The 301-nt window shown below is 70.1% G+C and carries 1 protein-coding gene; it reads right to left on the reverse strand.

Annotation, left to right across the window (positions count from 1 at the left end; genetic code table 11):
• Window positions 1-115: 115 nt before the first annotated feature.
• The coding region (locus VTU_RS0106295; RefSeq protein ID WP_010102214.1) for a hotdog fold thioesterase at window positions 116-301 on the reverse strand (186 nt) is incomplete at its 5' end.

Here is a 301-nt window from a genome sequence, read left to right on the forward strand (position 1 = left end):
GACGGGGCTGCACGCGTTCCTCACGCAGTTCCTGGATCGCATCAACGACCTGGGCGGCGGCATCAGCCGCGATTTCCTCGCGACCGCGGGAGATTGACCCGGGCCAGGGGCCCCCTCAGCGCTGCACCAGGATGGCCATGGTCAGGCGCGAGACGCAGGTCAGCTCGCCGGCCTCGTTGACCAGGTCGATCTGCCACACCTGCGTGCTGCGCCCCAGATGCACCGGCCGCGCCGTTCCCGTGACCCAGCCGCTGGTGACAGGGCGCAGGTGGTTCGCGTTGACGTCCAGGCCCACGGCGTT

Source organism: Verminephrobacter aporrectodeae subsp. tuberculatae At4, assembly GCF_000193225.1.
GTDB classification, from domain to species: Bacteria; Pseudomonadota; Gammaproteobacteria; order Burkholderiales; family Burkholderiaceae_C; genus Acidovorax; species Acidovorax aporrectodeae.